Origin of the sequence: Marinimicrobium sp. C6131, from assembly GCF_026153455.1 — a bacterium.
Taxonomy (GTDB): domain Bacteria; phylum Pseudomonadota; class Gammaproteobacteria; order Pseudomonadales; family Cellvibrionaceae; genus Marinimicrobium.
Window position 1 is genome coordinate 3,384,634 of record NZ_CP110629.1, and the last position, 23,668, is coordinate 3,408,301.

26 protein-coding genes are annotated in these 23,668 nt (G+C 60.8%); 21 read left to right on the forward strand and 5 right to left on the reverse strand.

Annotated elements, in window-relative coordinates:
• The first annotated feature begins 2 nt into the window (after positions 1-2).
• The 3 genes from modB to OOT55_RS14465 all read left to right on the forward strand — a co-directional run bounded on the left by modB (position 3) and on the right by OOT55_RS14465 (position 2,698).
• On the forward strand, positions 3-686 hold the full coding sequence (modB, locus tag OOT55_RS14455; protein WP_265366553.1) for a molybdate ABC transporter permease subunit: 684 nt from the start codon (positions 3-5) through the stop codon (positions 684-686).
• A complete protein-coding gene (gene modC, locus OOT55_RS14460; protein ID WP_265366554.1) occupies positions 683-1,780 on the forward strand; it encodes a molybdenum ABC transporter ATP-binding protein in 1,098 nt (365 codons plus the stop codon). The genes modB and modC overlap by 4 nt, the downstream gene beginning before the upstream one ends.
• Before the next feature lie 363 nt (positions 1,781-2,143).
• On the forward strand, positions 2,144-2,698 hold the full coding sequence (locus OOT55_RS14465) for a peroxiredoxin (RefSeq protein ID WP_265366555.1): 555 nt from the start codon (positions 2,144-2,146) through the stop codon (positions 2,696-2,698).
• Here OOT55_RS14465 and OOT55_RS14470 read toward each other — a convergent pair.
• Both OOT55_RS14470 and OOT55_RS14475 read right to left on the reverse strand, forming a co-directional pair.
• Complete coding sequence (locus OOT55_RS14470; RefSeq protein ID WP_265366556.1) at positions 2,688-3,338, reverse strand: hypothetical protein; 651 nt, start codon at positions 3,336-3,338, stop codon at positions 2,688-2,690. The genes OOT55_RS14465 and OOT55_RS14470 overlap by 11 nt on opposite strands.
• A gap of 270 nt (positions 3,339-3,608) precedes the next feature.
• Entirely contained in the window at positions 3,609-4,937 is a 1,329-nt protein-coding gene (locus OOT55_RS14475; RefSeq protein WP_265366557.1) for an MATE family efflux transporter, read from the reverse strand.
• 413 nt (positions 4,938-5,350) lie between these two features.
• On the opposite strand from OOT55_RS14475, the gene coxB reads away from it, so the two are divergent.
• Genes coxB through OOT55_RS14495 form a run of 4 tightly spaced genes read left to right on the forward strand, consistent with a single transcriptional unit; the run spans position 5,351 to position 9,612 of the window.
• Positions 5,351-6,496: a cytochrome c oxidase subunit II gene (gene coxB / locus OOT55_RS14480; protein ID WP_265366558.1), complete on the forward strand. Its 1,146-nt coding sequence runs from the start codon at positions 5,351-5,353 to the stop codon at positions 6,494-6,496.
• A gap of 11 nt (positions 6,497-6,507) precedes the next feature.
• The gene (gene ctaD, locus OOT55_RS14485; RefSeq protein ID WP_265366559.1) at positions 6,508-8,058 is read left to right on the forward strand and encodes a cytochrome c oxidase subunit I; all 1,551 of its coding nucleotides are present in this window, start codon (positions 6,508-6,510) and stop codon (positions 8,056-8,058) included.
• Between the two features lie 47 nt (positions 8,059-8,105).
• The gene (locus OOT55_RS14490; RefSeq protein WP_265366560.1) at positions 8,106-8,669 is read left to right on the forward strand and encodes a cytochrome c oxidase assembly protein; all 564 of its coding nucleotides are present in this window, start codon (positions 8,106-8,108) and stop codon (positions 8,667-8,669) included.
• Between the two features lie 22 nt (positions 8,670-8,691).
• Entirely contained in the window at positions 8,692-9,612 is a 921-nt protein-coding gene (locus OOT55_RS14495; RefSeq protein WP_265366561.1) for a cytochrome c oxidase subunit 3, read from the forward strand.
• 20 nt (positions 9,613-9,632) lie between these two features.
• On the opposite strand, the gene OOT55_RS14500 is transcribed toward OOT55_RS14495, so the two are convergent.
• Positions 9,633-9,857 (reverse strand): DUF2909 domain-containing protein, encoded by a 225-nt coding sequence (locus OOT55_RS14500; RefSeq protein ID WP_123639442.1) that lies wholly within the window; start codon positions 9,855-9,857, stop codon positions 9,633-9,635.
• Between the two features lie 96 nt (positions 9,858-9,953).
• Between OOT55_RS14500 and OOT55_RS14505 the strand changes: the two genes are divergently transcribed.
• The 14 genes from OOT55_RS14505 (at position 9,954) to OOT55_RS14570 (ending at position 22,412) form a co-directional block, all read left to right on the forward strand.
• Positions 9,954-10,742, forward strand: a complete 789-nt coding sequence (locus tag OOT55_RS14505) for an SURF1 family protein (RefSeq protein ID WP_265366562.1) — start codon at positions 9,954-9,956, stop codon at positions 10,740-10,742.
• Complete coding sequence (locus OOT55_RS14510; RefSeq protein WP_265366563.1) at positions 10,735-11,367, forward strand: hypothetical protein; 633 nt, start codon at positions 10,735-10,737, stop codon at positions 11,365-11,367. Before OOT55_RS14505 ends, OOT55_RS14510 begins: the two co-directional genes overlap by 8 nt.
• A 20-nt stretch (positions 11,368-11,387) precedes the next feature.
• Entirely contained in the window at positions 11,388-12,425 is a 1,038-nt protein-coding gene (locus tag OOT55_RS14515) for a COX15/CtaA family protein (RefSeq protein ID WP_322113814.1), read from the forward strand.
• A 22-nt stretch (positions 12,426-12,447) separates the two neighbouring features.
• Positions 12,448-13,374, forward strand: coding sequence for a heme o synthase (gene cyoE / locus OOT55_RS14520; RefSeq protein WP_265366564.1), 927 nt, complete (start codon positions 12,448-12,450; stop codon positions 13,372-13,374).
• A 29-nt stretch (positions 13,375-13,403) separates the two neighbouring features.
• Complete coding sequence (locus OOT55_RS14525) at positions 13,404-14,084, forward strand: SCO family protein (protein WP_265366565.1); 681 nt, start codon at positions 13,404-13,406, stop codon at positions 14,082-14,084.
• Between the two features lie 191 nt (positions 14,085-14,275).
• A complete protein-coding gene (gene fucP, locus OOT55_RS14530) occupies positions 14,276-15,565 on the forward strand; it encodes an L-fucose:H+ symporter permease (RefSeq protein ID WP_265366566.1) in 1,290 nt (429 codons plus the stop codon).
• Positions 15,562-16,404 carry an amidohydrolase family protein gene (locus tag OOT55_RS14535; RefSeq protein WP_265366567.1) on the forward strand — a complete coding sequence of 281 codons (843 nt, stop codon included), beginning with the start codon at positions 15,562-15,564 and terminating at the stop codon, positions 16,402-16,404. Before fucP ends, OOT55_RS14535 begins: the two co-directional genes overlap by 4 nt.
• 59 nt (positions 16,405-16,463) lie before the next feature.
• Complete coding sequence (locus OOT55_RS14540) at positions 16,464-17,258, forward strand: IclR family transcriptional regulator (protein ID WP_265366568.1); 795 nt, start codon at positions 16,464-16,466, stop codon at positions 17,256-17,258.
• A 126-nt stretch (positions 17,259-17,384) separates the two neighbouring features.
• The gene (locus tag OOT55_RS14545) at positions 17,385-18,419 is read left to right on the forward strand and encodes an aldo/keto reductase (protein ID WP_265366569.1); all 1,035 of its coding nucleotides are present in this window, start codon (positions 17,385-17,387) and stop codon (positions 18,417-18,419) included.
• A gap of 3 nt (positions 18,420-18,422) precedes the next feature.
• Positions 18,423-18,767, forward strand: a complete 345-nt coding sequence (locus tag OOT55_RS14550; RefSeq protein WP_265366570.1) for a UxaA family hydrolase — start codon at positions 18,423-18,425, stop codon at positions 18,765-18,767.
• Entirely contained in the window at positions 18,764-19,981 is a 1,218-nt protein-coding gene (locus OOT55_RS14555) for a UxaA family hydrolase (protein ID WP_265366571.1), read from the forward strand. Before OOT55_RS14550 ends, OOT55_RS14555 begins: the two co-directional genes overlap by 4 nt.
• Positions 19,982-19,983: 2 nt before the next feature.
• Entirely contained in the window at positions 19,984-20,709 is a 726-nt protein-coding gene (locus OOT55_RS14560) for an SDR family oxidoreductase (RefSeq protein WP_265366572.1), read from the forward strand.
• 27 nt (positions 20,710-20,736) lie between these two features.
• Positions 20,737-21,585 (forward strand): fumarylacetoacetate hydrolase family protein, encoded by an 849-nt coding sequence (locus OOT55_RS14565; RefSeq protein WP_265366573.1) that lies wholly within the window; start codon positions 20,737-20,739, stop codon positions 21,583-21,585.
• A gap of 44 nt (positions 21,586-21,629) precedes the next feature.
• Positions 21,630-22,412 (forward strand): platelet-activating factor acetylhydrolase IB subunit, encoded by a 783-nt coding sequence (locus tag OOT55_RS14570; RefSeq protein WP_265366574.1) that lies wholly within the window; start codon positions 21,630-21,632, stop codon positions 22,410-22,412.
• A 35-nt stretch (positions 22,413-22,447) separates the two neighbouring features.
• Here the strand turns inward: OOT55_RS14570 and OOT55_RS14575 are convergent, their stop codons facing one another.
• A complete protein-coding gene (locus OOT55_RS14575) occupies positions 22,448-23,308 on the reverse strand; it encodes a UDP-2,3-diacylglucosamine diphosphatase (protein WP_265366575.1) in 861 nt (286 codons plus the stop codon).
• Positions 23,309-23,425: 117 nt separating this feature from the next.
• Complete coding sequence (locus OOT55_RS14580; RefSeq protein ID WP_265366576.1) at positions 23,426-23,641, reverse strand: hypothetical protein; 216 nt, start codon at positions 23,639-23,641, stop codon at positions 23,426-23,428.
• Positions 23,642-23,668 lie beyond the last annotated feature (27 nt).

The following is a 23,668-nucleotide window of genomic DNA, read 5'->3' on the forward strand; positions in this document are numbered from 1 at the left end:
GCATGGTTCAAACCGCCGATTGGGTAGCGCTGGGGATTACCCTCAAGCTGGCTGCGATCACCACGCTCATCCTGCTGATAGTGGGCACACCACTGGCCTGGTGGCTGGCGCGCAGTCGTTGGCGCTTCCGGTTTCTGGTTGAAGCCATGGTCGCCCTGCCACTGGTGCTACCGCCTACGGTGCTCGGCTTTTATCTCCTGTTGCTGTTGGGGCCGTCCGGTCCGTTGGGTCAGCTTGCCCAGTGGTTTGGCGGTCATTCCCTGGCGTTCACCTTCACCGGCCTTGTGATCGGCTCGGTGGTGTATTCACTGCCTTTTGTGGTGCAGCCGCTCACCAGTGCGTTTCAGTCTCTGGGGACGCGTCCTCTTGAAGTGGCGGCCACGCTGCGCGCCGGATTCTGGGACCGCTTTGTCAGTGTCGTCGTGCCGCTGACCCGCTCGGGCTTTCTCACCGCTGCGGTGCTCGGCTTCGCCCACACGCTGGGGGAGTTTGGCGTGGTGTTGATGATCGGGGGCAATATCCCGGGGGAAACCCAGGTGTTATCGATCGCCATTTACGACCACGTGGAGAGTCTGGATTACGACCGGGCGCATGTGCTGTCCGGCGGCCTGTTGCTTCTGTCCTTTGTTCTGTTACTGGCGGTGTATGGCTTTAATCGACACCTGAGCCTGGTGAGGACCCGATGATGACAAGGACGGAAACCACTGCGGCGGGTACCGGGTTGGCCCTGAGTTTCCGGATTCGTCGGGGCGAGTTTGAACTGGCGGTGGACCTGCAACTGCCCGGGCGGGGTGTGACCGGTATCGTGGGTCCTTCGGGGTGCGGTAAAACCACTTTGCTGCGCGCTGTGGCCGGGCTGGACAAAACGCCGGGCGGGCGTCTGTCGTTGGGGGAGCGCTGTTGGCAGGATGAAACGCAGTGTGTGCCCACCCACCGGCGGCGCCTGGGTTATGTGTTTCAGGAGCCCAGCCTGTTCGAACATCGGTCGGTACGCGGTAACCTGGAGTACGGCTGGCGCCGCACGCCCGCGGCCGAGCGGCGCCTGTCCCTGGAGGAGCTTACCGAGTGGCTGGGGTTGGCACCGCTGATGGGTCGCCCGGTCGCGGCCCTGTCTGGTGGCGAACGTCAACGGGTGGCCATTGCCCGGGCACTGGCCACCAGTCCCGATCTTCTGCTGATGGATGAGCCCCTGGCGGCGCTGGATCCGGCCAGCAAGCAGACCATCATGCCTTACCTGGAAACCCTGCATGACCGTCTCGCGATTCCGGTCCTGTATGTCAGCCACTCTCCGGAGGAGGTGGCACGCCTGGCGGATCATCTCGTGCTGATGGAACGGGGACGGGTGCTGGCGGCGGGACCGCTGGCCGAACTGATGACCCGGGCCGATTTGCCGCTGGCTCAGGCCGATGACGCGGCGTCGGTGCTGTCCGGCACCGTCGCGGAGCACGATGATCACTACGCGTTGACCCGCGTGGCGCTCAATGGCGGCACCGTCACACTGGCACGGCAGCCCCGTTCGGAGGGGCAGCGTGTACGGCTGCGGGTGGCGGCCCGGGATGTGAGTCTGACCCTGAGTCAGGCCCGGGATACCAGCATTCTCAATTGCCTGCCGGTTCAGGTGGTGACCATCGATCCGTTCGATGCCACGCGGGTCACGGTGCATCTGGACTGCGCTGGTCAGCCGTTGCTCGCCCGAATCACCCGCAAGTCTGCCGATGATCTCGCGCTGAGCGCGGGCCTAACCGTCTATGCCCAGATCAAAACGGCGGCGCTGTTGTAACCTTCTGAGGAGCATCAGCTCATCCAGGCATGCACTGATAGGGTGCACTGGTAAGCATTGCACTGACGTGAGCCCGATAATGGTGCGCCGGATAAAATTCCGGTGTGCTTGCTGGCGGGCGCCATAAACCTGGAGCTACACTCAAAGAAGGGTCTCACGCTGACGCAATCGGCTGGCATGGGAATTGCGCTGAAAAATGACCGAAGTCGTCTGTGCCTGGCGGATCGACCGGCAATTAGAAGACCCGCAAGAGATACAAACGACAACGTCGATGATCGGACCCTCATTGGGCGGAAATCGTCACCGATCCACTGGCGAAGGGACGCACGAGGCAACCCTTCCCGATTGACAGGACAACAGCGAATGGCCAAGAACTTGTATATGTTGCCTGAGGGCCTGCCCGAGCCCCAGGACGATGGTGCCTGCGACCACCTCCAGGGCATGGCAATACCCAGTGTGGCGCTGCCGAGTACCCGAGACGAACCGGTAGACCTCAGCGCCATCAGCGGCACGGCCGTGGTGTTCTTTTATCCCATGACCGGCAAGCCGGAGCAGCCGCCAATGCGCGGTTGGAACAAGATTCCCGGGGCGCGAGGGTGCACGACTCAGTGCTGCGCGTTTCGGGATCGGTATCCGGAATTCCAGCGGTTGGGGGTGGAAGTGTACGGGGTGAGTGCCCAGCCCCTCGACGATCAGCGTGAGACAGTGGCGCGCTTGCGCCTGCCTTACCCTCTGCTCAACGACAGCGAGCTGAAACTGGTCAGGGCGTTGGAGCTTCCCACCTTCGATTACGACCATTCCCGTTACATCAAACGGCTGACGCTGTTGATTGAAGGGGGTGTCGTCCGGCAGGTGTACTATCCGGTGTTTCCGCCCCACCTCAATCCGACGGATATTCTTGCCCAGCTCAGGAGCTGAGACGCAGGCCGATATCCAGGTTGGCCGCCAGGCAGGGCCAGCGGCGCAGCTCCTCGGACCAACCCCGGTCCCGGTGTTGCGCGATGTAGTGGTTGAAGCTTTCGCCCTCGAACGGGTACTCATTGAGGAGCAGTTCGGCGGAAAAGAGCACCGCCTGGTCCAACTCGTTGGCGAAGGGTTCACCGATCAGTTCGTGGGCGATGACATTGGCTCGGGTGGTGTCCATGGGGGCGAGCGGGATGCCGCAATAACCGATGAAACGATCGTTGACCTCCTCCAGCAGGCGGTGCGCCAGGTAGGCTTCGTCCAGCAGCGCCACCAGATGACTGCGACCGCTGACCAGGTCCGGTGGTGACAGGAAGTAATCACAAGCGATGTTGAGCAGTGGCGCTACCCGGTCGTTGATGCCCGCTTCCCGGGTGAGGGCGTCGATGGCGCCGATGAAGGCCGGCACGTGCTCCACATAGCGCACCACGAAATCATGCAAAGCGGCCTCGGCCTGGTGCTGGGGCAACTGAATCGCCACATGCAACTGATCCGCCCGACGCTGGATGATCCGGCTCAGTTGTCCTGTCTCCAGGTCTTGCTGTTTCGCGGCCTGAATCAGGGCGCGAATGTCGTCGAGTGGTCGCAGACACATGACCTTGGCATGAACCTCCCGGCTCGTGATGGCAAATGCTCGATGAGTGTGACGGTGGCGGTGTGCACCGTGCTTGGCGTCCAGCCTGGGTCAGTCGGATGGCGACTCGGCCAGTGATGCGTCCGCGGGGGGTACCCGCAGAGGGAAATGTCCGCACGGTGTGTGCTCCCCCTTAAACTTAATTCAAAAGCCGGTAAATACAAGGCCATTTTAAGAGTGATTGCTTATAACAGGCGGCGAAAAGTGCATGGAACGTTACTTGAGCCGGTGTCAGGTCCGTAGCAACCAGCGGCGACGATGATTCAGGTAGTAATAAACCGTACCCAGCGAGATCCCCCGGGCCCCGTTAAAGGCCAGGAAGGCCAGCCAAAGGCCGTGATTGCCCAACGGTTGCAGCCACCACCACAACGGCAGAAACACCAGCAGGGCTGAGCCGACGACGGAATACTGCATGAGGGCGGTTCGACCGCTACCGAGAAAGACCCCATCGAGCTGGTAGCCCCAGACCCCCACCAGGGGCACCAGACAAACCCAGACGTAGTGGGCCCGCACCTGCTCGAGTACGGGCTCCAGGCTGGTGAACAGCCCGGGCCACCAGGGCGCGCCTGCAACGAAGACCAGACTGATCAGCCCCGCGCAAGCCAGTGCCCAGAGGGTGGTCAGACGCACCGTCTGGCGCAAAGCCTCAGCCTGACGGGCGCCGACCGCCCGACCCGCCAGCGCCTCCGCCGCGTGAGCGAACCCGTCCAGGGCGTAGGAGGTCAGCATCAGAAACTGCAGCAGAACCGCATTGGCCGCCAGTACCTGATCACCCAGACGGGCGCCCTGGGCGGCGAAAAAGGCAAAGACCAGCAGCAGACACAGTGTGCGGATGAACAGGTGACGATTGACCTGTAGCAGTGCCTGGTAGGCCTGCCACTGATGCAGTTGGGCACGGTTGAGTTGCCCGGGCAGGCGAACCAGGTGATGCCTGAGCAGGCCCAGACCGAGCAGCAGGCCGCCATACTCGGCCAGCACGCTGGCCCAGGCAGCTCCGTCGCTGTTCATCCCCAGCCCGAGAATCAGCAGGGCATCGAGCAGGATATTGAGCAGGTTGGTGGTCAGCAGAATCATCAGCGGGCGGCGGGTATCCTGACGGCCGATAAACCAGCCGACCAGGGCAAAATTCATCAGGCTGGCGGGCGCGCCCCACAGGCGGATCTGGCCGTAATTCTGGGCCAGTGCGGCCACCTCCGGACTCGCGCCCATCCATCCCAGCGCGGTGGGTATCAGCCAGGGACCGAGGACGATGATCAGCAGCGCCAGGCCCAGAGCGAATATCAGGCTCTGGGCCAGCACCAGGCGGATGGTGTCGTGATCCTCCGCACCCGTCGCCCGGGCGGCCACGCTGGTGGTGCCCATCCGCAGAAATCCGAATGACCAGAACAGCAGGGTTACGACACTTGCGCCCAGGCTTACCGCACCGAGATAGACCGGACTGCCGAGGTGTCCAAGAATGGCGGTATCCACGGCGCCGAGCAGCGGAATGGACAGGTTGCTCAGCATCATGGGCCAGGCGAGCTGCCAGATTTGTCGGTGGTTGGGGCGGGTATCAGTCATGGCGCCAGTATCAACAGGGTGGTAGCCGTGGGGCCCTTTGGGGAGGGCGAGTGTAACGCCTCCATACCCAACAATAAATAAACGCTAAGGGTATAAAAGCATTGACTTTTTTTCGTTGCTATGGCCTCCTTGTTGCCGGTGGTTGCGACATTTAGCCGCAGTGCACTGGCCGTACCCCGCCACACGAACCCGTTGGTTGTTCAGCCGACATTGACTCTCGCCCCTGGTTGCCGATAGCTGACGGCAGGTGTGGGAGTGTCGTATCGCGTGTCGGTTGGGGCCGGACACTGGGTCTGGCGCTACCGGGCGGTTGATTCCGGACCGTGGGTGCGACGCGTCGCAACGTTGGGGCATTGCAAGAGCCCCAGTAGTTTCACAATAAACATAAGCTAGCTACACGGAGAATTTGGGCGATGTTTAAACGAGCGCATAGGCGGTTCGCCTGGCTGCTTGCCCCTGCCGTGCTGATGACCAGTTATCAGACCCTGGCAGACGAGGTTGAGCGTTGGAAGTTTAATATGACCGAGGGGGTGACACCGGTCAGTCGCGAGATCCAGGGCCTCCATATGGAGATGTTCTGGTGGTGTGTGGCGATTGGTGTGGTGGTCTTCGGGATCATGTTCTACAGCATGATCATGCACCGCAAATCCCGTGGTGTGAAACCCGCCAACTTTCACGAAAGCACTGGTCTGGAAATTCTCTGGACAGCAATCCCGCTGGTGATTCTGGTCATCATGGCCATTCCTGCCACCAGCAGTCTGATCAAACTCTATGATTCGTCCGAAGCCGAAGTCGATGTGCTGATTACCGGCTATCAGTGGCGCTGGAAGTATGACTACGTCGAAGACGATGTCAGCTTCTTCAGCAACCTGAGCACCCCGCGGGACGAAATCGAAGGCTTTGCACCCAAAAATGCCAATTATCTGCTCGAAGTGGACGAACCACTGGTGTTGCCGGTGGGCCAGAAAGTCCGCTTCCTGATTACCGCCTCAGATGTCATTCACGCCTGGTGGGTCCCCGACCTGGGCGTAAAGAAAGATGCGATTCCCGGTTTTATCAACGAGTCCTGGGCGCTGATTGAGGAGCCCGGTGTTTATCGTGGCCAATGCGCGGAGCTGTGTGGCAAGGACCACGGCTTCATGCCGATTGTGGTCGAGGCGCTGCCGGAAGAAGAATACAACCAGTGGCTGGCCGACAAGAAAGCCGAAGCGGAAGAGCTGGCCAAGCTGACCGAGCAGACCTTCAGCTTCGACGAGCTGTATGCGCGCGGTGAAGAGGTTTACGGCCGCTGGTGTGCCGCCTGTCACCAGGCCGATGGCTCCGGTGTTCCCGGTACCTTCCCGGGCTTGAAAGAGGGCAGCCTGGCGGTCGGGCCAATCGAGGATCATATCGATGTGATCGTCAACGGCGTTCCCGGCACCGCGATGCAGGCGTTTGGCGAGCAGCTCAGCGAAGTGGATATCGCCGCGGTCGTGACCTACGAGCGCAACGCCTGGGGCAACAACATGGGCGACGAAGCCCAGCCCATCGATATCTATAACCATAAACAGGGCAACTAGGAGGTATCGCAATGGCTCACGGCCCCGCAAAAGGTATTACTCGCTGGTTGTACACCACCAACCACAAAGACATCGGCAGCATGTACCTCTGGTTCAGCTTTGCCATGTTCTTCCTGGGCGGTATCTTCGCCCTGGTGATTCGCGCCGAGCTGTTCCAGCCCGGCCTGCAGATTGTCGAACCCAACTTCTTTAACCAGATGACCACCATGCACGGCTTGATCATGGTGTTCGGGGCGGTCATGCCGGCCTTTGTCGGCCTGGCCAACTGGATGATTCCGATGATGGTCGGCGCACCGGATATGGCGCTGCCGCGGATGAACAACTGGAGTTTCTGGATTCTCCCCTTCGCGTTCCTGATGCTGGTCTCTACTCTGTTCATGGAGGGCGGGGCGCCGAACTTCGGTTGGACCTTCTACGCACCGTTATCCACTACGTACGCACCGCCGTCGGTAACCTTTTTCATTTTCGCTATCCATATCATGGGTGCGAGTTCCATCATGGGTGCGATCAACATCATCGCCACGATTCTGAACATGCGCGCGCCGGGCATGACCCTGATGAAGATGCCGCTGTTCGTCTGGACCTGGTTGATTACCGCCTACCTGCTGATTGCGGTAATGCCGGTGCTCGCCGGGGTGGTCACCATGATGCTGATGGATATCCACTTCGGCACCAGCTTCTTCAGTGCCGCCGGTGGCGGCGATCCGGTTCTGTTCCAGCATGTGTTCTGGTTCTTCGGGCACCCCGAAGTGTACATCATGATTCTGCCGGCGTTCGGTATTGTCAGCGCGATCATTCCCACCTTCGCGCGCAAACCGCTGTTTGGTTATTCGTCCATGGTGTACGCAACCGCATCGATCGCTTTCCTGAGCTTTATTGTCTGGGCGCACCACATGTTCACGGTGGGTATGCCCATCGCTGGCGAGCTGTTCTTCATGTACGCCACCATGCTGATTGCCGTTCCCACCGGGGTGAAGGTGTTCAACTGGGTGGCCACCATGTTCCGCGGGGCCATGACCTTTGAAACCCCGATGCTGTTTTCCGTGGCCTTCGTGATTCTGTTCACTATCGGTGGTTTCTCGGGCCTGATGCTGGCCATTGCCCCGGCGGATTTCCAGTATCACGACACCTACTTTGTGGTAGCGCACTTCCACTACGTGCTGGTGCCCGGCGCGATTTTCTCCATCACCGCGGCGGTGTATTACTGGTTGCCCAAGTGGTGCGGTCATATGTACAACGAGACCCTGGGTAAAACCCACTTCTGGTTGGCGTTTATTGGCCTGAACCTGACCTTCTTCCCGATGCACTTCTCGGGTCTGGCGGGCATGCCGCGCCGGATTCCGGACTACCACATGATGTTTGCCGACTGGAACATGATCTCCTCCGTTGGGGCCTTCCTGTTCGGCGGCGCGCAGGTGCTGTTCCTGTACATCGTGGTTGCCACCATCATCAAGGGTAAGAAGGCGACGGCCGAAGTGTGGGATAACCCGGAAGGGCTGGAGTGGACGGTACCGTCCCCGGCGCCTTACCACACCTTCAGCACTCCGCCGGAAGTGAAGTAACCGGCAGTGAAGTAAGAGCAACGAGAGGTCGACCCGTGAAAAGGCTCATGCCCACCAATCCGATCGCCGCACTCAGCCTCAAGCTGGGTGTGACCGTGGTGGGCATGTTTGTCTTTGCCATCTGGATCATGCCGCCGTTGTACGATGCCTTCTGTGAAGTCACCGGGCTCAATGGCAAAACCGGGGGACGCTACGAGGCGACCGATGCCGGCATCGATACCAGTCGGACCATCAAGGTTCAGTTTGTGGCAACCAACAACGAAGGGATGCCGTGGGAGTTCGAGCCCACCATCCGTTCGGTGACGGTACACCCGGGGGAACAGAAGCGGATCGACTATCTGGCGCGCAATCCGACCGAGCGCGACATGGTGGGCCAGGCCATTCCCAGCCTGGTGCCGTTCAAAGCCACCAACTATTTTCACAAGACCGAGTGCTTCTGTTTTGAACAGCAGCCCTTGGCGGGCGGTGAAACGGCCGAGCTGCCCATGTTTTTTATTGTCGACCGGGATATCCCGAAAAACATCAACACCATCACCCTGTCCTACACTCTATTTGATGTGACCGACCGCTTTGGTGATGACCACAATGACTTGGCTAGTTTGAAACAATAAAAACGAGCGCGGAGTAATCGATATGGCGACAAGCGAAGGAACTTATTACGTACCGGAACAGAGCAAACTGCCGCTCTGGGCCAGCTTCGGGTTGTTTTTGACGGTCTTTGGTGCCGCCAATTGGCTGAACGGTAGCGGTTCCGGCCCTTATCTGTTTATGGCCGGGGGCCTGATCTTTGCTGTTGTACTCTGGAACTGGTTTGGTGCCGTCATCAATGAAAATATGGCCGGGCTGAATAGCGCCCAACTCAAGCGCTCCTATGTGTGGGGGATGGGTTGGTTCATCTTCAGTGAAGTGATGTTCTTTGCGGCCTTTTTTGGCGCCCTTTTCTATGTCCGTAACCTGGCGTTGCCCTGGCTGGGCGGCGATGGCAACAATGCGGCGACCAATGAGTTTCTCTGGAACGGGTTCGAGGCCGCTTGGCCGTTGATGACCACCCCGGATATGGCGGTCAATGGGGACGCGGCCACGGTGCGCGGCCCAGAGCAGAATATGAGTTACTCCGAGGCCGGATCGCTCTGGACCTGGTTGCCCTTCTGGAACACCGTGCTGCTGTTGACCTCCAGTGTCACCGTGCACTTTGCACACAGTGCCATCAAAAACAATGCTCGCAAGGCATTCAACTGGTGGTTGGGTGGCACCATCATTCTGGCGATTGCCTTCCTGATTCTTCAGGTCGAAGAGTATGTGCATGCCTATACGGAGATGGGTCTGACGCTGGAGTCCGGCATTTACGGCACCACCTTTTTCATGCTGACCGGCTTTCACGGTATGCATGTGCTGTTGGGCACCTTCATGTTGACCGTCATGTGGCTCCGGTCAGTGCTCAAAGGCCATTTCAAACCGGATGATAACTTCGGCTTCGAGGCCGCCAGTTGGTATTGGCACTTTGTGGATGTGGTCTGGGTCGGTCTGTTCTTCGCGGTGTATATTTTCGGCTGATCGGACTCCCGACTCGCGCCTTACAGGCGCGAGTCCCAGGGGGCCGAGCTGGTCAGAATACCGCTGTAGAAACCGTAAAATACGCACAGCATCATCACGCTGGCCAGCACGATCCGAATGCCCAGAGCGTACAGCGTCCGTTTGGATTCCGGGACGCCGGCGTCCTTGAGCAAAAAACGCAGGCCGCTGGTGAGGCTGGCCAGAACGCCGACAAACAGCACCAGGATAATGATTTTAAGCCACATAAAAATTCCTGTTGTCAAGCCTGTTGAGTGGTGAATTGTTATAGAACGGCAGCTCCCTCCATTGAGCGTCGGTGAGAGCTCCCCGAGGTATCCAGTGTGAACGCCCAGCGAACGCCCGCCGAGCCACAGTGTAGCACCGCCTTCCACTGGAAAGTCACGCTGCTGTGCCTGCTGACCTTTCCGGTCCTGATGGCGCTCGGTTTCTGGCAGTTGGATCGCGCCGATCAGAAGCGGGCCCGGGAGGCCGCTCTCGATGCGGTACGCGCCCAGCCGCCGGCGTCCCTACCCGGTACGGATTTGGCCGAGATCGAAGAGCAGCGCCGGCTGCTACTGCAGGGACACTACCTGGCGGGACGAAACTGGCTGTTGGACAACCGGCAGCGCAACGGACAGGTGGGCTATGAAGTCATTACGCCCTTCCAGTTGACCGACGGGCGGATACTCCTGGTCAATCGGGGCTGGGTGGCGGCGGGAGAGGACCGCGCCGACCGACCCGACCCCCCGGCGCCGAGCGGTGAGCACACGCTGTTTGCACGCTGGCAAACACCCAGCGAACACCCACTACTCGACGGTCGCCCGGCCGAGGCCGAATGGCCCAAAGTGATTGTCGCCATCGAGCCGGAGGCGATGGCGGACGCACTGGCGCAACCGGTACTGGGGCACTATGCCAGACTGGACGAGGGTAGCCCGGGCGCCCTGAGAACCGAGTGGCAGAATCTCGAGGTCAGCGCCGCAAAACACCTCGGTTACGCGGTGCAGTGGTTCGCCATGGCGGCCGCCGTGGTAATCTGGTTGACTGTGGCCCTCATCAGCCTGCGCAAACGCAGGCGTTCAACAACAGCGAACTCCGCAGAATGCGGTAGCGGGAGTAGCCGTAATGACTGATCAAGACCTGAACGACCGCCAGCGCCGATCCAGGCGCCGGGGCCAGATTACCGCCATTGGACTGATGGCGGTGGTGGCGCTGCCCATGCTGATTGCCTATGTGCTGTTTCAGACCGGCGTGGGTATCCCCGACGGGCAGGTCAATCAGGGCGAGCTGCTGGACCCACCCCAGCGCTTTACCCAGTGGCAGCCAACAACCCTTGACGGAGAAGGCTGGACCCTGGACCCGGAACGGAAACACTGGCGCTACGTGATTCCGGTCGATGCCGCCTGCGGCGAACGCTGCCAGGCCAATCTGTATCTGACCCGTCAGGTCCATGTGCGGTTGGCGGACAAAGCCTATCGGGTCAAACGCATCATCATGCCGGTCGGTGGCGAGCCCTCGGATGCACTGGTTGAGCAGTGGCGGGAAGAACATCCGGGCACCGAGGTTCTGCAACCGGACGAGACCGAGTTGATGGCCTCACTGGAGACCACCAACCTGCCGGGTAACCCGGTGAGTGAGGGCCGCTACTTTCTGATGGACCAGGAAGGGTTTGTGATGATGGCCTACGGCCCCGATCACACGGGCAACCAATTATTGAAAGACATCAAGCGCTTGTTGCGCTACTCCTACGAAGATTGACCGGCCGAGGAGACGGACTCGTGGCGACGCTGAAAAATCAACAAAAACACGGTTATCGCTGGGCTTTGTTTGCCACCGCCCTGTGCGCGGTGGTGGTGGTTCTGGGGGCGTTTACCCGGTTGGTGGATGCTGGTCTGGGCTGTCCCGACTGGCCGGGTTGCTACGGTCATATGACCTGGCCCAGCTCGGATGAGCACGTGGCCAAGGCCGAAGCCCTGTTCCCGGAATCGCCGGTGGAACACGATAAAACCTGGCCGGAGATGGTACACCGGTATTTTGCCGGCACGCTCGGCCTGGTGATTCTGGGCCTCACCCTGGCCACCTGGCGGTTCGCCGCCCGGGCGCCGGCCATGAATTACCCGCGCTGGCATGCCACCGGATTGTTGGCCCTGGTGGTCCTGCAGGCGGCCTTTGGCATGTGGACGGTCACGCTCAAGCTGTGGCCGCAAGTGGTGACCGCCCATCTGCTCGGCGGCTTTGCCACCTTCAGCCTGCTCTGGTTACTGACGCTGCGCCTGCAGAACCGCCCCTGGAGCCTGTCCAGCAACAGCTATCGACGGCTCGCGGGGCTGCGGCCCCTGATCTGGCTGGCGCTCATTGTGGTCGTCATGCAGATTGCGCTGGGGGGCTGGACCAGCTCCAACTACGCGGCCCTGGCCTGTACCGATTTTCCCACCTGCCACGGCGAGTGGTGGCCAGATACGGATTTTGAGCGGGGTTTCAACTTTGCCCAGAGTGTGGGCCCCAATTATCTGGGGGGCTTGCTCGAAGGCGATGCCCGGACCGCCATCCATCTGACGCATCGCATCGGTGCCCTGGTGGTGACTCTGGTGCTGCTGGTGCTGCTGTACCGCTTGTGGCAGGTACCGCTCAGTCGCGCCCGTCGTCTGACCGGCCTGATCGGCTTGTTGTTGGTGGTGCAGGTATCGCTGGGCATCACCAATGTGCTGGCGTCACTGCCCCTGTCGGTAGCGGTTGCCCACAACGGGGTCGGTGCGTTACTGTTGCTGAGCCTGGTGACTCTGGCCCACCGGAGTTACTCGGCGATACGAATCTAGGGGTATAAAAAGCAGGCATCCCATGGCGAAAATAATGGATAACACCCGCGCATCCGGAGCCAGCATGAGCTGGCGAGACTACTATGAGCTGTGCAAGCCCAACGTGGTCATGCTGATGATCCTGACCTCGGTGATCGGCATGCTGTTGGCGGTGCCGGGTATGGTCCCGCTCGATGTGCTGCTGATCGGGAACCTGGGTATTGCGCTGTGCGCGGGCTCTGCGGCGGCGGTCAATCACCTGGTGGATCGCCACGTGGACCAGAAGATGGCCCGGACTTTCAACCGGCCGGTGGCCAAGGGGCGGGTCGAGCCCATGCAGGCGGCGATCTTCGCCCTGGTGATCGGAAGCCTGGGTATGGCCCTGCTGGTGGTGTTCATCAACACCCTGACCGCCGTGCTCACCCTGGTATCGCTGTTGGGTTATGCGGTGGTCTACACACTGTTTCTCAAGCGCGCCACACCCCAGAACATTGTCATCGGTGGTATCGCCGGCGCAGCACCCCCGTTGCTGGGCTGGACTGCAGTGACCGGTGAAATTCACGGCCACGCCCTGTTACTGGTACTGATCATTTTCGCCTGGACGCCGCCTCATTTCTGGGCTCTTGCGGTGCACCGCAAAGACGAGTACGCCAAGGCGGATATCCCCATGCTGCCGGTTACCCACGGGGAACAGTACACCAAGCTGCATATCCTGCTGTACACCGTGATCCTGATACTGGTGACGATGCTGCCTTACATTACCGGCATGCTGAACTGGCTGTATCTGCTCGGCGCCCTGGTGCTCGGTGCCGGCTTCCTCTACTGGTCGCTGGCGTTGATGTTCAGCAAAAAGCCGTCGGTGGGTATGGATACCTTCAAGTATTCCATCGTCTACCTGATGGCGCTGTTTGTGGTGATGTTGCTGGACCACTACCTGCTGCCCGTGCCGACCGACTATCTGCGCCTCTGACCAATCCCTGATGTACCGGAGTCAAGCCTGTGACTGACACTGCCCCCAACCCCGACGACCGCCGCGCTCGACAGCAGCGCGGTATCCGCCGCACCGTGGCTATTCTGGTTGTCGTAGTGGCGGTAGTCGTGGGCTTACAGGTTTACAAGGTGACCCGGGAGCCGGCCCTGGACCGGGAGGCGCTGCGCGAGCAGGGCACCCTGGTGTTCGAGCAGCCCCGCCGGGTCAGCGCGTTTGAACTGGTGGATCACCGGGGTGAACCCTTTACCCCCGAGCAGTTGCAGGGGCGGTGGACCCTGGCCTTCTTCGGTTTCACCCAGTGCCCGGACATCTGCCCCATGGCAATGGCGGAACTGGCCCGGACTATGGAGGAGCTCCCCCCGGAGCTGGCCGAGCGCACCCAGGTGCTGCTGGTCACCCTGGATCCGGCGAGGGATAGCCCGGAGGTGCTGGCGGAATACGTGCCCTATTTTCACGAGGACTTTGTGGGCGTCACCGGCGAGTTCCTGACCCTCAAACGACTGGCCAACGAGGTCAATGTCGCTTTTGCCAAAGTCACCCAAAGTGACGATGACTATACCGTCGACCACAGCGGCAATATCGTCCTGTTCAATCCCATGGGCGATTACCACGGTTTCTTCAAACCGCCGTTTGATCCGGCCAGGCTGGCTGAACATTACGCGTCCATCGCCGCCGCTTTTCCTTACTAGCGTCCTTGTTTTCTTTCGATACACTGTAGCTCTCCCTGCGCTGGAAGCGGGGAGGCAGTACTGTTTTTAAAAATAAACACTATTTTACATGTAAAGATCCCTGTGCTATACAGACAGCATAATAAATCCTGCTCAGGCGATTGAATGGCGCCTCAAAAACCAGCAGGTCACACCCGAGGAGTGTCCTACCCATGCAGTCTTTGCCCCGGACGAGCCACCAGTATCCAACGCGCTCTGGAGTCGCTCTGTGGCTGCCGCTGGTACTGATTGTCAGTCTGTTTTTCATGTGGGGTGTGGCCAACAACCTTAACGACATTCTGATTACCCAATTCAAGAAAGCCTTTGTGCTGAGTGATTTCGCCTCTGGCTGGGTGCAGTCGGCGTTTTATTTCGGCTATTTCGCGTTGGCCATTCCAGCGGCTCTGGCGATGAAGCGCTTTGGCTACAAGGCGGCGGTGATTATCGGCCTGCTGTTATACGGGTTGGGAGCGAGCCTGTTTTATCCGGCGGCGCTGGCGCATGAATACAGCTATTTTCTATTGGCGCTGTTTGTCATTGCCAGCGGCCTGGCCTTTCTGGAAACCTCCGCCAACCCGATGATTGTCGCCATGGGTGACCCGGAGACCGCTGAGCGGCGCCTGAACTTTGCCCAGTCTTTCAATTCCCTCGGAACCATTTCCGGGGTGCTAATTGGTCGGGAGTTTATTCTCTCCGGAGTGGAGCACAGTCCCGAAGCGCTGGCAGTGATGAGCGACGCACAGCGAACCGCTTTTTACACCACCGAGGTGCAGGCCGTTGCCGGCCCTTATCTGGCCATTGCGGCGGTCGTCTTTTTCTGGGCGCTGGCCGTTGCCTGTGTGCGCTTTCCGCCCTTGGGGAATGGATGTACGCAGGAGGAACGCGCGTTTCGGTTGGCTGATTTCCGGGCGCTGCTGAAAGAGCGGTATTACCTGTTTGGTGTCGCGGCGCAGTTTTTCTATGTGGGCGCGCAGGTGTGCATCTGGAGCTATATGATCCGCTATGGCCAGACCGCCTTGCCCGACGCCGGTGAAAAGACGTTGGCCGACTATCTGGCGTCGTCTCTGGTGGCGTTCATGGTCGGTCGGTTTGTGGCTACGGCGCTGATGGGACGCTTCACCCCGGCGAGTCTGATGTTGGTCTATGCCCTGATCAGTGTTGCTCTCTGCGTGGTGGCCATAGTGCTTCCGACGCAACTGGGGCTATTGGCGTTGGTGTTCACCAGTTTTTTCATGTCCCTCATGTTTCCCACCATCTTTGCCTTGAGTATCAAAGGCCTGGGGCCCCTGGCCAAAGCGGGATCCTCCCTGTTGATCATGGCGATCATAGGTGGAGCGATTATCACCGCCCTGATGGGTCTGGTGTCGGATCTGACGCGTATCAATGTGGCGGTGGTCGTACCCCTGGTGTGTTTTCTGGTAGTGGCGGCCTTCGCCCGCCGCACGCTGAGAGGCGCGCGATGACTGGCCTGGGCATCATCGATGCGCATCAACACTGCTGGCAGTTGGCGCGGCCGGAGTGCACCTGGCCCACGCGGGACCTGCGGACGATCTACCGCGACTTCAACCCGGAGGACTTTTGGGGGGAGGCCTCGCCTCAGGGTGTGGTGGGCTCGATACTGGTGCAGTCCCAACCGAACGAGGCCGATACCCGGTATCTACTGGCCTTGGCCGAGCGGTGGGCCTTCATCCTGGGGGTGGTGGGCTGGACGGATCTGGCTCGGGAGACGGCGCCGGGGGCAATCAGGGCGCTGGCGCAGTCGCCCTGGCTCAAGGGGCTGCGCCCCATGTTACAGGCGCTGCCCGAGGATGACTGGATTCTGCGCCGGGCCAATCCCGACGCCTTGTCCACCATGGCGAAGCAAAGGCTGGTGTTCGATGCGTTGGTGTGCCCGCGACATTTGCCGGTTATGTTGGAGCTGGCTTATCGCCACCCGGATCTGACCATTGTGCTTGATCACGGGGCGAAACCGGATATTGCCGGAGAGGGCTTACAAAGCTGGCAGGACGCTCTTGGCGCACTGGCAGCCTGCCCCCGGGTGTACTGCAAGCTCTCGGGACTGGCGACCGAGCTGGCGGAGGGTCAGTCCTGGGAGGACTTGCTTCCCTATCTGGATTCGGTAATCGAGATTTTCGGCCCCGGACGGGTGCTCTGGGGCAGTGACTGGCCGGTGTTGAACCTGGCGGGAGACTACACCCGTTGGCTGGCGCTGGCCTGGCACCGGGTCAATGCCTGTGCTCCGGGGCAGGAGGCGGCCATATTCAGAGACAACGCCCGGAGGATATACCGCCTGGCGTTGTAGGCCCGGCCAGCGGTGCGTCGCGAGACTTTACTGTTAACAATCGGCAATGGACTCCCTGGATGAATGACGATTACCGGAAAAACAACACGAACACAGAGGCGGAGGCTGAGCGGAAGTACAAGGCCCCCGCCCTGGAAAAGGGGCTGGATGTGCTGGAACTGTTGGCCAGTAGCCGAGAGCCCCTCACCACTTCCCAGATTGCCGTCCGTCTCGGGCGCTCGGTGAGCGAGTTGTTCCGGATGGTGCTGGCGCTGGAGTATCGGGGTTATATCGTGCCCGCCGAAGGACGCGATGGTTATACCCTGAGCAACAAGCTGTTTGCTTTGGGCATTGCCCGGGCACCCACCAAAACCCTGATTGAGCTGGCACTGCCGGTGATGTCCGTGCTCGCCCGGGAAATCAACCAGTCTTGCCATATCGCCATGGCGTCCGGCGACCAGATCGTGGTGATCGGGCGCATCGAAAACCCGGGAGATCTGGGCTTCTCGGTGCGGGTCGGCTATCGACGGCCCCTGATCAAGGCGGCTTCGGGATTGGTTCTGTATGGTTTTCAGACCGAGGATACCCAGGCGGTGATGCGCGGACAGTTGGCGGCGGGAGAGGAGTCCCTGGCCGACTTTGCGGCCCGGGCTGAGGCGGCTCGAGCCCAGGGGTATGTGCGCACGCCCAGTGACTTTATCGATGGCGTCACCGACCTGTCGGCACCCCTGGTTGGCACGCGGGGCGCCGTGGCCGCGTTGACGATACCTTTCGTGCGCTATAAGCCCGAGCGCTGCACGGTGGATGAGGCGGTCGTAAAACTTTGCGCGGCGGCAGCCGATCTGTCGGGCACTCTTCGCCAGCACAGCCTTTAAGGCGCATCTTTTCCCAGGTTGCCATAAAGCGGTTGACAGGGCGCCGATTTTTACTTTTACTTGTGATCGGTTTTTTAATTATAAAAACCTGTTTGCAACGCTCAAGGTGACTTCAGAAGGACTATCGTGACGCAATCCCGCTCCCTGCAACGCCGACCCCTGGGCGACACGGCTTTGGCCCTGCCCGCACTGGGGTTTGGCGCGGCGCCCATCGGCAATCTCTACCGCCCGCTCCCGGACGAGCAGGCGCTGGCCACCATTGCGCAGGCGCTCGACGAGGGTATCGACTATTTCGACACCGCGCCCCACTACGGCTTTGGCCTGAGCGAACAGCGGCTGGGCTCGGTGCTGATGGGCCGCCCGGTCATCCTGTCGAGCAAAGTGGGCCGAACCCTTGTGCCCCTTGACCCTCAGGCACACGACCCGGTCCGTTTCGGTTTTGCCGGGGCCGCCGATTTCACACCGGTCTTCGACTACCGTTACGAGGCCGTACAGCGTCAACTGGAGGAGACGGCCGGGCGGCTTGGTCGCCTACCGGATATCGTCTATGCCCACGATCTGGGCCCTGTGACCCATGGCACCCGGGATGAGTTTTTCTGGCAGCAATTCCGCACGGGGGGATACCGGGCGTTGCTTGAGCGAAAGGCTGTCGGTGATATTCAGGCCATCGGGTTGGGCGTCAATGAGATTGGCGTCTGTGAGCGGGCGCTGGCTGAGCTGGACCTGGATGTTCTGCTGCTCGCCGGTCGCTACACCCTGCTGGAGCAGGAAGCGTTGGGGCGACTGCTGCCCGAGTGTGAGGCACGGGGCGTGTCTGTAGTCATCGGTGGTGCCTTCAATTCCGGCGTTCTTGCCACCGGCGTGCAACCCCCCGGGCCGCATTACTACAACTACGCGCCGGCCCCCGCCTCGGTGGTCCACCGGGTTGCTGCGCTGGAGGCCGTCTGTGCCGAGTTTGCCGTGCCGTTACCGGCGGCGGCACTGCAGTTCCCAACGGCTCATCCGGCGGTGGTCTCGGTGATCGCCGGCTGTGCCAGCACCGCGGAAGTTCGTGAGGCCCGAACCCGGATGGATCAGCCGATACCCGCGGAATTCTGGACGACGTTGAAATCCCGGGGTCTGCTCCCAGCGCAGGCACCCTGTCCGGTGGGAGTCTTCTGACCCATGCGTGAACACAGTTCCGTATCGAGCGATGCCCTGATCCTGTTGCACCCGGACGACAATGTTCTGGTGACCGCCCGAAGCCTGCCCGAGGGCGCGACGATGACACTGGATGGCCAGGCGCTGGTATTGACCGGCGCACTGCCGGTCGGCCACAAGTTGGCACGTCGTGCGATGGCCGCTGGTGACAAAATCGTCAAGTACGGGGTGCCCATTGGCTCGCTGTTGGCGCCGGTGGCCCCGGGCGAGTGGGTTCATATGCACAACATGACCAGTGATTACCTGGCCAGCCATACCCGAGAGTCCGGCCGTCAGGCCACCCAGCCGTCACAGGAGTCGAACTCGTGAGTGAATCCGTCGCCCCCCTTCAGGGCTTTGTCCGTGCCGATGGTCGCAAGGGCATTCGCAATGTGCTGGTGGTCGCCTACCTGGTGGAGTGTGCACACCACGTCAGCCGCCGGATCGCTCAACATTTTGATGATCTGGATGTGCACCTGATCGGTTTTCCGGGGTGTTTCCCCAACCAGTACGCCAGTCGGATGATGCGCGCGCTGACCACCCATCCGAACGTGGGGGCGGTGCTGCTGGTGTCCCTGGGCTGTGAAAGCATGGACCGGGATGCCCTCCGTGAGCATATCGTCGCCTCCGGCCGCCCGGTGGACCTGCTGGTGATTCAGGAGAGTGGCGGTACCGCGACCACCATCGCCGCAGGCATCGAAAAGGTCGGTGCCATGCGCACCGAGTTGGCCAGGCAGACACCCGTCCCCATGAGCCTGGATGAACTGGTGGTGGGCACCATCTGTGGCGGCAGCGACGGCACCAGTGGCATTACCGCCAATCCGGCCGTGGGGCGTTGCTTTGATCATCTGGTCGCAGACGGTACCGCTTGTGTTTTTGAGGAAACCGGCGAGCTGATCGGCTGTGAAAATATCATGGCGGAGCGGGCGGTGACCCCCGAGCTGGGCGAGCTGATTCAGGCCTGCGTGGCCAAAGCGGAGCGTTACTATCAGACCATGGGCTTCGGCAGCTTTGCACCGGGTAACGCCGATGGCGGGCTCACGACCCTGGAAGAAAAGTCCATGGGCGCCTACTCCAAATCCGGCGCTTCGCCCATCAGCGGCCTGATCAAACCCGGGGATATACCGCCCGGTGGAGGGCTTTATCTGCTCGATGTGGTGCCCGATGGCGAGCCCCGCTTCGGTTTCCCCAATATCGCCGATAACGCCGAGATTGTGGAGATGATCGCCAGCGGTTGCCACCTCACGCTGTTTACCACCGGCCGTGGCTCGGTGGTGGGCTCGGCCATCTCGCCGGTCATCAAGGTGTGCGCCAATCCGGAAACCTATCAGCGCCTGAGTGCGGATATGGATGTGAATGCCGGCAAGATTCTGACCGGCGAGGCCAGTCTGGATGCGGTGGGCGAAGAGATTTACCGGCGCGTCAAAGCAGTGGCCGCCGGCGAGCGCAGCGTCTCCGAAGCGCTCGGGCATCAGGAATTCATTCTTACCTATAAGTCATTTGAGCCCATTGGGCCCGGCTGCTTGCCGGTACGGCAGGTGTGATTATGGCCCGCCTCTCTGGAAAAACCGCCCTGATAACCGGTGCCGGGCAGGGCATTGGCAAGGCCACCGCCGAGCAGTTTGTCCGCGAAGGTGCGCGCGTCATTGCCACCGACATCAATGCCGGCGCGCTGGCTCTGCTGGACATGGAAACCCGGGTGTTGGACGTCACCGACGCCGTTGCCGTGACAGCGCTGGCGGAATCACTCGGTAACATCGATGTGCTGTTCAACGGCGTGGGCTATGTGCATTCGGGGACAGTGCTCGAGTGTGATGACGCGGCCTGGCTGCGCTCGTTTGATATCAATGTGTCGTCCATGCACCGAACCATACGGGCCTTCTTGCCGGGCATGTTGGCCAACGGAGGTGGTTCAATCGTCAATATGTCCTCCGTGGCCAGCTCCATCAAAGGCGCTCCCAACCGCTATGCTTACGGCATGACCAAGGCTGCGGTTATCGGGCTGACGAAGGCGGTGGCGGCGGATTTCGTTACTCAGGGGGTGCGCGCCAACGCCATCTGCCCGGGCACTGTCCAGACGCCCTCTTTGGAGGAGCGGCTCGAGGCGACCGGTGACTATGAGGCGGCCTACCGGGCCTTTGTCGCCCGCCAGCCCATGGGGCGTATGGGACGGGCCGAGGAAATCGCCCAGCTGGCCGTCTATCTGGCCTCCGATGAGAGTGCCTTCACCACCGGCACCATCAACGTGATAGACGGTGGCTGGAGCAACTGATCGTTTTCGAACCATAAGGGTTTCATTATGAAATTATTGCGCTACGGCGAGCCGGGCCAGGAGCGTCCGGGCCTACTGGATGCTCGGGGGCTGCTCAGAGACCTGTCCGACCGGATTGGCGACATCGCCGGGGCGGCCCTGTCCGATGTCGAGCTGACCCGGCTTCGGGCGGTCGACTCCGAAAGCCTCCCGCTGGTGCCGGGGCAACCGCGTCTGGGGCCCTGTGTGGGGCAGGTGGGCAAGTTCATCTGCATTGGCCTGAACTATGCGGATCACTGCGCGGAAACCGGTCAGGCGGTACCGGATGAGCCGGTGGTATTCATGAAAGCCACGAGTGCCATCTGTGGTCCCGATGACGGCATTCTTACCCCCCGGGGCTCGAAAAAACTGGACTGGGAAGTAGAGCTGGGGGTGGTGATTGGCCGGCAGGCCCGCTATGTGTCGGAGGAAGCGGCGGAGCGCTGCATCGCCGGTTACTGTGTAGTACATGACGTATCCGAGCGGGAGTTCCAGTTGGAGCGCGGTGGTCAGTGGGATAAAGGCAAAGGCTGTGACACCTTTGGTCCCATCGGGCCCTGGTTGGTGACCCGCGATGAGGTGGACAACCCGCTGGAGCTGGGTATCTGGCTGGAGGTCAATGATCGCCGCTACCAGCAGTCCAATACCCGTAACATGGTGTTCAGCCCGCGCCAACTGGTGGCCTACCTCAGTCAGTTCATGAGCCTGCAACCGGGTGATATCATCTCCACCGGAACGCCCCCCGGTGTGGGACTGGGGCAGAAACCTCCGGTCTATCTGAAACCCGGCGACCAGGTGCGATTGGGTATCGACGGGTTGGGCGAGCAGCGTCAGACCGTGTTGCCACCGCTCGAGTAAGTGCCCAGCGCCACAAGATCAATAATCACGATGAGGAAAAAACCATGATTCGAAGGACTCACGCCGCATTACTGATGCTGCTTGCAACCCTCTCGGGCTGCGCCACGTCCGGCGAGCAAACCGACAAGACCGACCGTCAGGAGACCACTGTGCCCGCATTGACCATGGCACCTCTGGAAGAAGAGTGGGCCATCGACTGGTGGATACCCCGGCACAAGGAAAAGCTGGCGGCCCGGGCCGATGATCCCGAGCTGGTCTTTCTGGGCGACTCCATCACCCAGGGCTGGGAAAATGAAGGTGCCGAAGCGTTTGAAGACGCCTTTGGCCAATGGCGTACCCTGAACCTGGGATTCAGCGGGGACCGGACGGAAAATGTGCTCTGGCGCTTGGAGCATGGGGAAGTGGAGGGCATCGACCCGAAACTCGTGGTGATGATGATCGGGACCAACAATACCGGACACCGGATGGATCCTCCGGACGAGGTGGCGGCCGGGGTTACGGCGATCGTCAGTGAGCTGCGCCGCCGGTTGCCAGAGAGCAAAATCCTCTTGCTGGCCATCTTTCCCCGGGGTGAAACCCCCGCCGACGAGATGCGCACCAACAATCGCGAAATCAATCGGATCGTCCGCTCCCTCGCGGATGGCTCCAATGTGTTCTACGCGAATGTGAACCGGGTATTTATGGACGGACAGGGCCAGTTGTATACCGATATCATGCCCGATTTGCTGCACCCCAATGCCGAGGGTTACCAGCGGCTGGCAGAGGCCCTGGAGCCGCTGGTTCAGTCCCTGATGACCCGGGGAACGCTGCCAGCCCAGGAACGCTGAGCGTCAATGCCCCGGTCTCATGACCTGGAAGCGGCTCAGGCAGCCTGAGCCGTCTCCGGTGCATCCAGGGCTTCGTCGGCGGCACGGGAGTGCCACTGCACCTGATCGCTGTAGTGCAGCAGGTGAATCTCCCCCTGGTGATCTTCCAGCAGGGCGGTGCAGCTCTCTATCCAGTCACCGGTGTTGGCATAGTGCATGCCGTCCTGCTCGAGCAGCGCGGCGGCGTGAATATGGCCGCAGATCACCCCGTCAAAGCCACGTCGCCGGGCTTCTTCCATGGCCTCGGTCTGGTACGTCTCAATCGCGGCCCGGGCGCCTTTGATGTTGCTCTTGATCAGCCCGGCCAGGGAAAAGTAGGGACGACCGAACCAGCGCCGGAAACGGTTGGACCAGCGGTTGATAAACAGCAACAGCTCGTAGGCCAGGTCGCCTCCAAAGCGGGTAATCCAGCTCAGGTTGATGTAGGCGTCCATGGCATCGCCATGCATGATCAGCCAACGTCGGCCATCGGCGCTCTGGTACTCGTGCTCCTCAGCGATTTCAATGGGTCCGAACAGATCGCCGTCGAAGCGGCGCATGGGCTCATCGTGGTTGCCGGGAACGTAGATCACCCGCACTCCGCGCCCGGCGAGCTCATAAAGCTTGAGCATCACCTGATAGTGCTCGGCGGGCCAGCAGAAACGCTTTTTCAGCGCCCAGAAATCGATCACGTCCCCCACCAGATACAGCGTTTCACACTGGATGTCGTCCAGAAAACGCAGCAGATACTCGGCCTTGCAGTCCCGGTTACCCAGGTGCAGGTCGGAAATCCAGATGGTGCGGCTATTGATCAGTGGTGAAGGTTTTTTGGGCGCCCGGCTCCGGGCCTGCATTGCGGGGGAGGTTGCGTCGGTCATTGGTGGTATCCCGTCGGCCTGTAATGCGAACCAGTCTGGAGGCCGGCAATGACGAAACGACAACAATGTGATGAAAGTTTGATGACAAGGGCGCCATCGAGTCGCCCCGGGTCTGATTCAATGCGGTTCCGGGCTCTGGCTCAACCAGTCCAGTACGGCATAGCGGCTTTCCAGCATATCCCGATACACTTTCAGTACCTGGGGGTTGGGATTGGTCTGGTTTTCAAGGCGCTGGAGGCGATCGGTGAGGAAGGCAATATCCTGATGTACCTTCGCGGCGATAGCGTCACCACGCACCGATTCGCTGCCGATGACGACGTTGGGGCTGGCCATAAGCACGTTCCTTCTGCACAACGTGAG

What these genes read in the sequence shown, in the direction of transcription:
- OOT55_RS14565 (WP_265366573.1), top strand. Translation starts at nt 20,737, where the DNA reads ATGAAATTATTGCGCTACGGCGAGCCGGGCCAGGAGCGTCCGGGCCTA.
- OOT55_RS14575 (WP_265366575.1), bottom strand. Translation starts at nt 23,308, where the DNA reads ATGACCGACGCAACCTCCCCCGCAATGCAGGCCCGGAGCCGGGCGCCC.
- fucP (WP_265366566.1), top strand. Translation starts at nt 14,276, where the DNA reads ATGCAGTCTTTGCCCCGGACGAGCCACCAGTATCCAACGCGCTCTGGA.
- ctaD (WP_265366559.1), top strand. Translation starts at nt 6,508, where the DNA reads ATGGCTCACGGCCCCGCAAAAGGTATTACTCGCTGGTTGTACACCACC.
- OOT55_RS14580 (WP_265366576.1), bottom strand. Translation starts at nt 23,641, where the DNA reads ATGGCCAGCCCCAACGTCGTCATCGGCAGCGAATCGGTGCGTGGTGAC.
- OOT55_RS14490 (WP_265366560.1), top strand. Translation starts at nt 8,106, where the DNA reads ATGCCCACCAATCCGATCGCCGCACTCAGCCTCAAGCTGGGTGTGACC.
- modB (WP_265366553.1), top strand. Translation starts at nt 3, where the DNA reads ATGGTTCAAACCGCCGATTGGGTAGCGCTGGGGATTACCCTCAAGCTG.
- OOT55_RS14475 (WP_265366557.1), bottom strand. Translation starts at nt 4,937, where the DNA reads ATGACTGATACCCGCCCCAACCACCGACAAATCTGGCAGCTCGCCTGG.
- OOT55_RS14465 (WP_265366555.1), top strand. Translation starts at nt 2,144, where the DNA reads ATGGCCAAGAACTTGTATATGTTGCCTGAGGGCCTGCCCGAGCCCCAG.
- OOT55_RS14535 (WP_265366567.1), top strand. Translation starts at nt 15,562, where the DNA reads ATGACTGGCCTGGGCATCATCGATGCGCATCAACACTGCTGGCAGTTG.
- OOT55_RS14560 (WP_265366572.1), top strand. Translation starts at nt 19,984, where the DNA reads ATGGCCCGCCTCTCTGGAAAAACCGCCCTGATAACCGGTGCCGGGCAG.
- OOT55_RS14550 (WP_265366570.1), top strand. Translation starts at nt 18,423, where the DNA reads ATGCGTGAACACAGTTCCGTATCGAGCGATGCCCTGATCCTGTTGCAC.
- cyoE (WP_265366564.1), top strand. Translation starts at nt 12,448, where the DNA reads ATGGCGAAAATAATGGATAACACCCGCGCATCCGGAGCCAGCATGAGC.
- OOT55_RS14470 (WP_265366556.1), bottom strand. Translation starts at nt 3,338, where the DNA reads ATGTGTCTGCGACCACTCGACGACATTCGCGCCCTGATTCAGGCCGCG.
- OOT55_RS14540 (WP_265366568.1), top strand. Translation starts at nt 16,464, where the DNA reads ATGAATGACGATTACCGGAAAAACAACACGAACACAGAGGCGGAGGCT.
- OOT55_RS14495 (WP_265366561.1), top strand. Translation starts at nt 8,692, where the DNA reads ATGGCGACAAGCGAAGGAACTTATTACGTACCGGAACAGAGCAAACTG.
- OOT55_RS14570 (WP_265366574.1), top strand. Translation starts at nt 21,630, where the DNA reads ATGATTCGAAGGACTCACGCCGCATTACTGATGCTGCTTGCAACCCTC.
- coxB (WP_265366558.1), top strand. Translation starts at nt 5,351, where the DNA reads ATGTTTAAACGAGCGCATAGGCGGTTCGCCTGGCTGCTTGCCCCTGCC.
- OOT55_RS14500 (WP_123639442.1), bottom strand. Translation starts at nt 9,857, where the DNA reads ATGTGGCTTAAAATCATTATCCTGGTGCTGTTTGTCGGCGTTCTGGCC.
- modC (WP_265366554.1), top strand. Translation starts at nt 683, where the DNA reads ATGATGACAAGGACGGAAACCACTGCGGCGGGTACCGGGTTGGCCCTG.
- OOT55_RS14510 (WP_265366563.1), top strand. Translation starts at nt 10,735, where the DNA reads ATGACTGATCAAGACCTGAACGACCGCCAGCGCCGATCCAGGCGCCGG.